This is a genomic window from Shewanella sp. A22 (genome assembly GCF_053850585.1).
Window position 1 is genome coordinate 1 of sequence record NZ_JBSQBN010000161.1, and the last position, 8758, is coordinate 8758.

The 8758-nt window shown below is 41.6% G+C and carries 5 protein-coding genes; 3 read left to right on the forward strand and 2 right to left on the reverse strand.

Annotated elements, in window-relative coordinates:
• Positions 1-202 precede the first annotated feature (202 nt).
• Entirely contained in the window at positions 203-2845 is a 2643-nt protein-coding gene (locus ACWXWT_RS18920) for a glycoside hydrolase family 3 protein (RefSeq protein ID WP_456043126.1), read from the reverse strand.
• A gap of 18 nt (positions 2846-2863) precedes the next feature.
• Complete coding sequence (locus ACWXWT_RS18925; protein ID WP_456043127.1) at positions 2864-4168, reverse strand: sugar MFS transporter; 1305 nt, start codon at positions 4166-4168, stop codon at positions 2864-2866.
• Positions 4169-4541: 373 nt separating this feature from the next.
• On the opposite strand from ACWXWT_RS18925, the gene ACWXWT_RS18930 reads away from it, so the two are divergent.
• From ACWXWT_RS18930 to ACWXWT_RS18940, 3 genes are all read left to right on the forward strand, one after another.
• Positions 4542-5873 (forward strand): GH1 family beta-glucosidase, encoded by a 1332-nt coding sequence (locus ACWXWT_RS18930; protein WP_456043128.1) that lies wholly within the window; start codon positions 4542-4544, stop codon positions 5871-5873.
• 89 nt (positions 5874-5962) lie between these two features.
• Complete coding sequence (locus tag ACWXWT_RS18935) at positions 5963-7291, forward strand: glycoside-pentoside-hexuronide (GPH):cation symporter (protein ID WP_456043129.1); 1329 nt, start codon at positions 5963-5965, stop codon at positions 7289-7291.
• 53 nt (positions 7292-7344) lie between these two features.
• The gene (locus tag ACWXWT_RS18940; protein ID WP_456043130.1) at positions 7345-8352 is read left to right on the forward strand and encodes a LacI family DNA-binding transcriptional regulator; all 1008 of its coding nucleotides are present in this window, start codon (positions 7345-7347) and stop codon (positions 8350-8352) included.
• Positions 8353-8758 lie beyond the last annotated feature (406 nt).

Consider the following 8758-nt stretch of genomic DNA (forward strand, 5'->3'; position numbering starts at 1 on the left):
TAGCAATCTAAGCTACTTTTACTTAACGAAGAGGACTCAACAAAGAGTAAAACGTTTTTAGCCGAACCCTTCGGGCAGCGTTTGTTGGTCATTTTTACTGCATTATCGACTTTTTATGTAGAATAACTACACCACAAAGTCTCTTCTTTGTACAAATGACCAACAACTCGCAGCAAAAACAACCTTGAAAGATCAACAGGCCCTAGTTACATTGAATCGTATTTGAGGATGAACTAGCTTTAATAACAACATCGCTGAAACGAATGTCAATTTTTGCGTCTGTGGCAAGATAGAACGGCATAACAATTTTAGCAAAGTTCATTGGCTCATCGGCAAAACAAGTCATCGAGAAATGTAAACGTTGCCATTCGCCCTGTTTACGATTAACCCACTTGGCAATATCCACTTGCTTACGACAATCACCTTCACACGCCATGCCCAACCATAATGGTTTTTGTAACGCTTGGGTCGTTTTGATACTAAAAGATAATGCCGAATAATGATTACGATAGGCTCTAAAATCGCGCGGAAAATTACTGATTAACCCAACCGAACCTTGTTCGCTTCCGTTAAAAGACACAAATCGAGCGTCCTCTTGAAATACACGGTCCATAGTACGTATCGACAAAGCGCTATTTTCTGCCACACTGCTCGACAAACCTTGGCGCTCTGAACCATTGGCAATGTACATTGACCACGGTGATTTAACTGCTCGCTCAAACAATATTAAATCGGCTAACGTTTGCTCGGAAGATAAATTATCTTCCGATAAATGATCCAATTCGACAGCATCCTTAGTACCTGATAGATAATTTAAGCCATACCCAAAAGGAATCAAAGGTTGATATTGTGCTTTTACCTCTGATGATGCACTGGCTAAAGGTATATTTACCCTTGATTGTTGAGGCGTTGCAGGCCATGAGAATGATAATTTACCGCTAAAATCATATTGCACTTTTCCGTTTACATCGGTAAACAACACATCCGCAACCCCTTGACCTTCTGAACCTGGTAACCAAGCAGCAACAAAGGCATCGGATGCATTAAACTCTGCATTAACCCACATCGGACGACCACTAATAAACACTGACACAACTGGAATACCCTGTGCTTTAAGCCGCTTTAATAACGCCAAATCTCGCTTATCTCCACGTTGATATTCTACGTTATCGATATCACCATTACCTTCCGCATAGGGTTCTTCACCAAACACAACAATTGCCACATCAGGCTTTTGCTGCTCGACGAACTCACCTGATACGCTCAGAATAGCTTGGCCACCAGCTTGCTTAACCACTTGCTCAATACCGCTATAAATAGACGTCGCACCAGGGAAGTCTGCATTCTTATTATCTGTACCCTGCCAAGTAATTGTCCAACCACCAGACTGTTTACCAATATTATCAGCAGCATCGCCGGCTACTAACACAGTTAACTTAGGTGAAAGAGGCAAAACACCATGATTATTTTTCAACAATACCAATGACTCTCGTACCGCTTGCCTTGCAATTTCACGATGGCTTACATGGCCAATTAACTCCGTTTTACCAGACAACGGACGGTTGGCTGGACTTGGTTTGTCAAATAATCCAGCTCTAAACTTAACCCGTAAAATACGCGACACAGCATCGTCAAGGCGGGCTTGGCTTATTTCACCACGCTTCACTTGGGCAACGGTATTTTCAAATAAGGGCTTCCAAACCGTTGTAGGAACCATAAAAATATCCAAGCCTGCATTTGCCGCTTGAGCGCATGATTCGTTACTACATCCAAGAATTTGTCCATGACCGTTCCAATCACCTACCACAAAACCATCAAAGCCCATGCGGTCTTTAAGCACATCTGTCAGTAAATACTTATTGCCATGATTTTTAACCCCATGCCAGCTGTTAAACGACGCCATAACACTTTGTGCGCCAGCGTTTAATCCCCCTACATAACCTTGAGCATGCACATCAACCAGTATTTGTTCACTGGCAATATTATTACCTTGGTCGATGCCTCTTTCTGTGCCGCCATCACCTAGAAAGTGTTTAACCGTCGACAATACATGTTGATTTGAAAGAAAATCCCCTTCTACCGCACCTTGTAATCCTTCAACAATGGCATAAGAGTACGATTTAACAATATTCGGATCTTCTGAATAACCTTCATAGCTCCTGCCCCAGCGGTCATCTTGTACAACAGCAACAGTTGGTGCGAATACCCAATCAATGCCTGTAACCATCACTTCCTTGGCTGTAATTGACGCTATTTTCTCAATTAATTTTGGGTTATTTGCTGCGCCTAAACCAATATTATGAGGAAATAACGTCGCACCAATAACATTGTTATGTCCATGCACCGCATCTGTACCCCACATGGTCGGAATATTGATGCCATCAATAGAGTCATCGACAGATGCTTGATACAATGATTCAGCTAGTGCAATCCAGTCTGCCGGAGTCGCGTGCTTGTTATTATTTGGATATGAACCTCCACCATTAAGGTACGAACCAAAACCATACTTACGCATGTCTTCGATAGTAATGTCGCGGATCTCAGGCTGGATCATCTGAGCCACTTTTTGTTCCACGGTCATCCTTGCTACTAATGTGGCAATTTTATCTTCAAGCTGTGGATCTTTAGCTATTGCAGGCGTTAATGCTGGCCATAATTCAATGCCTGCTTTAGCCCCAATGTCCTTCATTTTATTATCAACCACTAACATTGGTTTATTTTCGCTTTCAGGTTCAACTGAATAGCTACAGCCATTAACACATAACAGCACAGCTAAACTCACAACGGCACTAATAGGTGTAAACTTGCCTGAGTTAAACCCCGTATTAAGATAATTCAAATTCATGTAATTCCCTTACTCTTACTACTGTGCATTCGACGTTGGACGCTTTACATCGCAGCCCACTAAACCGTAATAACCAATAAAGCCATAGCATACTAGCGGCACAATAAACGCTAATTGAATACCTAAGCTGTCGGCCAAAACACCTTGTAACAAGGGTAAAACGGCACCACCAACAATAGCTAAACATAAAATCCCAGACCCCTGACTAGTGTGTTGCTTCAAGTCTTGCAGTGCTAAGCTGAAAATAGTCGGAAACATAATCGAGTTACATAATCCCACCAGTAATAATGCCCACATGGCGACACTGCCAGCACTTAACATAGCCGCAGCAACTAAAATACATGCACATAGCGCATTGAAGGCTAACACTTTACCTGCTTTTATTTTTTGCATTACCGCTGCCCCCATAAAACGACCAACCATCGCGCCCCCAAAATAGTAAGCAATATAATGCGCAGCCTGAGATTCCGATACGCCACCAATGTCATCTTGGGTTAAAAAGCTAATAAGAAAACTGCCTATCCCAACTTCTGCGCCAACATATACAAAAATACCCACGGCACCTAATACAAGATGTGGATACTGCCATGCGCTCCCTTTTACTACGACACTAGACTGAGTATCGCGTTTGCCCAATAAAGGCAGTTTGAGCAACATGAAAATTAACGCCAATACGAACAATGCACCGGCTAAAATCAGGTAAGGTGTTTGTACCGCACTCGCTTGTTGTTGAACTGATAGTTGACCAATCACATCACTCACTTCAGTGATTTTTTCATCGTGCTCAACCGTCGACAGTATCAACCAACTGCCAAAAAAAGGGGCGACAGTCGTACCTAGAGAGTTAAACGCTTGAGTTAAGGTTAATCTTGATGATGCCGTTTCTGCAGGCCCAAGAACACTCACAAAAGGATTAGCAGAAACCTGCAAAATAGTAATACCGGATGCTAAAATAAAAAAGGCAAATAAAAACATATTATATGAGCCGTAACTCGCGGATGGATAAAACAATAAACAACCAATACAAGCGATAACTAAACCCGTGATAATACCCTTTTGATAGCCAATTCTCCCCACAAGCGCACCCGCAGGGATAGAGACAATAAAATAAGCCCCAAAAAAACAAAATTGCACTAACATTGCCTGAGCATAATTAAGCTCAAACATGTTTTTTAGGTAAGGAATTAAAATATCATTGAGACAAGTTAAAAAGCCCCACATAAAAAACAGTGAAGTTAACGCGACTAACGCAAAGCGAAAGTCGCCTTGTTGATGAGTGGAATCAACGCCTGTTAATTCTGATTGGTGTTGTGAAGTCGCCATGACATTCCCTATGTTATAAATCGTTATATTGGGTTGTTATCAATCGTTAATGTTAATTACCAAGCCTAATTCGTGACAGAATATCCCTACAAACCATTCATTCAGCCTCTCGTTAAATTAGTCACATCCTCAACAGACCTATTGTCACTAAATAACAAAATCAATTATTGACCTTTGGATAATTAATCACTAACCTCAATGTAAGCGCTTTCATTTTTAACATATCGATAACCGATGTCAACGATTTTTAAACGTTATCGCAGAAATTTCTATCACCGGAAAAATCGAAGTTAAGCCGTTTTCACTGGTGTTTTAGCGCAAAAATCAATCCATTAAAAGACACAAACCTAATCAATACAAAGTGAATAATAATATGAAAATAATGTTACCAAACGATTCGAAGATGCAGTCAAAGGCATTCACCTATGGTGTAGCAACAGCCTCATTTCAAATCGAAGGCGCTGCAGAGTCCCGCTTAGCGTGTATTTGGGACACGTTTTGTGCAACGCCAGGAAAAGTGCGTGATGGCTCAAATGGCAAGCAAGCATGTGAGCACGTAAAATTATGGCGAGAAGATATTGATTTAATAGAATCACTTGGGGTCGACGCTTACCGTTTATCAATTTCATGGCCACGTGTTTTACATAAAGACGGCAGCCTCAATTCATTAGGTGTGACATTTTATAACGACTTACTCGACGAGCTAAACCGCCGTGGCATTAAGCCTTTTGTCACCTTATATCATTGGGATTTACCACAACATATTGAAGATAATGGTGGTTGGTTAAATCGTGAAACAGCTTATCTATTTGCAGACTACGCCGACAAAATCACCCAGGCATTTGGCAACAGAGTATATTCGTACGCCACCTTTAACGAGCCTTTCTGTAGCTCATATTTAGGTTATGAAATTGGTGTCCATGCTCCAGGGTTAGCCACAAAAGCGTTTGGTCGCCAATCAGCACACCATTTATTACTGGCCCATGGATTAGCCATGAAAGTGTTGCAAAAAAACAGCCCAAATAGCCAAAATGGGATCGTACTGAATTTTACGCCTTGCTATAACGCGACTGATTCTGCAGCAGATATTGAAGCCGCGAATAAAGCCGATCAGTACTTTAATCAATGGTATATCAAACCACTGTTTGACCGATGCTACCCTGACATTATTCATGACTTCGCTGCTGAAGACATGCCAGTTATTGAACAAGGTGATTTCGACATTATTGCTCAACCTATCGATTTTTTAGGCATCAATTTTTACACCCGTGCCGTCTACAAAGCCGACCCTATAACAGGGTTTAGCCAAATTGATATGGCCGACAAACCTAAAACGGATATTGGCTGGGAAATATACCCGCAAGCCTTTACCGATTTATTAACCTCTTTACATGCACTTTATCCTTTACCGCCGATCTACATAACCGAAAATGGGGCAGCAATGAACGATAAGTGGCTAAACGGTAAAGTGGATGATCAAGACAGAGTCGAATACTATAACGCTCATTTAAATGCACTAAACAATGCCATTGAACAAGGTGTGAATGTTGTTGGCTATTTTGCATGGAGTTTAATGGACAACTTTGAGTGGGCTGAAGGGTATTTAAAACGTTTTGGTATTGTCTATGTTGATTACGAAACGCAACAACGCACCCTAAAAAGCAGTGCACATGCTTATAGAGACTTTATTAGCGCAAGAAAATAATACATTAACCAGAGCGAGCGGTGATTTAACCAGTTCATTCTATTCAAACAGTCGCATCATTTTAACTAATAACAATAATTGAGGCATGTATGATAAGCACCAGAGAAAAAATAGCCTACGGACTTGGGGACACAGCCAGTAACATTGTGTTCCAAACGGTCATGCTGTTTTTAACCTTTTTCTATACTGATATTTTCGGTATTTCACCAGCATTTGTTGGCACCATGTTTTTAGCAGTACGCTTAATTGATGCAATCACAGATCCATTAATGGGCGCACTCGCAGACAGAACCAGTACCCGCTGGGGCAAGTTTAGGCCCTATCTATTGTGGTTTGCCCTCCCCTTTGGATTTATCAGCGTTTTAGCCTTTACCACCCCAGATTTATCTGAAGACGGCAAAATGATTTATGCGTTCGTCACCTATACGGCACTCATGATGGTCTACACCGCCATTAACATCCCTTATTGTGCTTTAGGAGGTGTGTTAACAGCAGATCCTAAAGAGCGTGTGTCAGTTCAGTCTTACCGTTTTGTGTTTGCTATGCTGGGGGGGCTATTAGTGTCAGGCTTAACCTTACCACTGGTCGAGTTTTTAGGAGAAGGCGATCAAGCTAAAGGTTATCAACTCACCATTACCGCCATGAGCATTCTAGGCGTAGCGATGTTTCTAGCCTGTTTCTGGGGCACAAAAGAGCGCCTACATCCGCCGGTTAATCAACAGTCTAGCTTTAAAAATGACTTCACTGACATGCTCAAAAATGACCAATGGCGTGTGCTCGCTATTGCTGCAGTATGTCTATTATCAGGTATGGTATTACGGACCAGTTTAGCCATTTACTACGTTAAATATGTTCTTAACATGCCAGATTCCATCACCCTATTTATCACCCTAGGCATGGTCGGTAATATTTTTGGCTGCATTTTAGCTGAACCTTTGGCAAGACGTTTCTGTAAGGTCAAAGCTTACATTACCCTGCAATTACTTGCGGCAGCGATGTGTATTATGAGTTACTTTGTGCCAAGTGAACAAATTATTCTCGCCTTTGGTATGTTTATTATTTGGGGTTTTACGTTCAATATGGCTACCCCATTACTGTGGGCAAAAATGGCTGATGTTGTCGATTATGGTCAATATAAAAACGGCGTCAGAATTACTGGAATGATATATTCTTCGGTCATCTTCTTTATCAAGCTTGGCGTCGCCATTGGTGGCGCGGCGGCTGGTTGGTTATTGGCAGGTTATGGCTATCAAGCCGATACACAACAAACTGTCGACACTCAGCAAGGTATTTTATTGTCATTTACAATTTATCCTGCCATTGGTTCTTTGGTTGTTGCCTTTGTTATGCGTTGGTATACCTTAGACAATCAAAAAGTCGATCAAATTCACTTAGAATTAAATAGAGAAGCAAAATAAAAGCGTGTTAGTCTTGGAGCCATGTGCTCCAAGATGGCTTTAATACTCATTATATGGCAACTATTTACGATGTATCCGTTATGGCTGGTGTGTCTCTGGCAACTGTGTCAAGAGTCATGAACAACAACACCAAAGTTAGCGATAAAACCAAACAAAAAGTACTCGATGCTATGGCGGCGTTAGGTTATCGACCTAATACCATTGCACAGTCACTGGCCTCGAACTGCTCAAACAGTGTCGGGGTTTTGGTGTCACAACTTGACGGTCCTTTTTATGGTCCTATGATGACCGAAATTGAAACTGCCCTTCGTGCTGCAAACAAACACGTGATTATTGCTGCAGGTCATAGCGATGAAAAGCAAGAAAAAGAAGGCGTTGAATTTTTGATGAGCCGCGGTTGTGATGCATTAATTTTAGATGTAGAAGCCGTGTCTGATGAGTATTTAATTGAACTCAGCAAAGGTCCCACTCCCATCGTATTGATTAACCGCTATATTGACTCAATTAAAGAACGCTGCGTTTATTTACAAAATGAACTGGGCGGCTATATGGCCACCAAGCATATTTTATCATTAGGCCATCAGCATATTGCCTATATATCAGGCCCTTTGTTTAAACTTGATGCCAGAGATCGCCTTAAAGGACATAAACGCGCCTTAGCAGAATTTAATGTTCCATTCGATCCAGAGCTCTGGTTTGAAGGAAACTTCCGTGAACATGGCGGCAGTGATGCCATGGAGTATTTACTGTCGCTCAATAAACCTATAACAGCTGTGGTATGTGCCAGCGATCAAATGGCATCAGGCGCTATTTCCGTTTGTCTAGAAAAAGGGATCCGCGTACCCGATGACATCTCATTTATTGGCTATGACAATATCCCCTTTCCACAATATATTTCGCCTAAGCTATCAACCGTAAGCAACCCCATTCACGAAATGGGTAAAATGGCTGCTCGCTGGGTGCTTCAACAAGTCTATAACGATAAAGATATCCATGTGGAAAGCTCATTTCAACCAGAGTTATTTATAAGAGGCTCATCGCAAACCCTCTCTAAGCCTTAATAGTTACTTTATTAAGGTACAAACTTCTGTCAGCAATACGCCGCAAACTGAACAGCTCTGGCTGGTCACATAAAACAGCATACTGTTTATGCTGTTCATCTACCGCCATCAATATGTCATACCAATCCTATTAAATATGTGATCTTTCAGCGGGAGTTCAAAGCGCTGTAGGCAAGGCAGATGATTGAAGCGAATAGTGATCCTCGGTAACAAGCTCCTGCGTTACTCTACCTCCAGCATCTGACCACCATGGATGGTGGGAATGTCTTATTTTTTATCGAAAAAAATAGACCATGCCGTCGTATTTTGAAAGCATCTAACGAAGCATAAAGGACTTTGAAACCCGCCAGAATGGAGTCTCTCAGGTATTCCACTTCTGTGTTACATCGATTTAAAAGGCAACAAC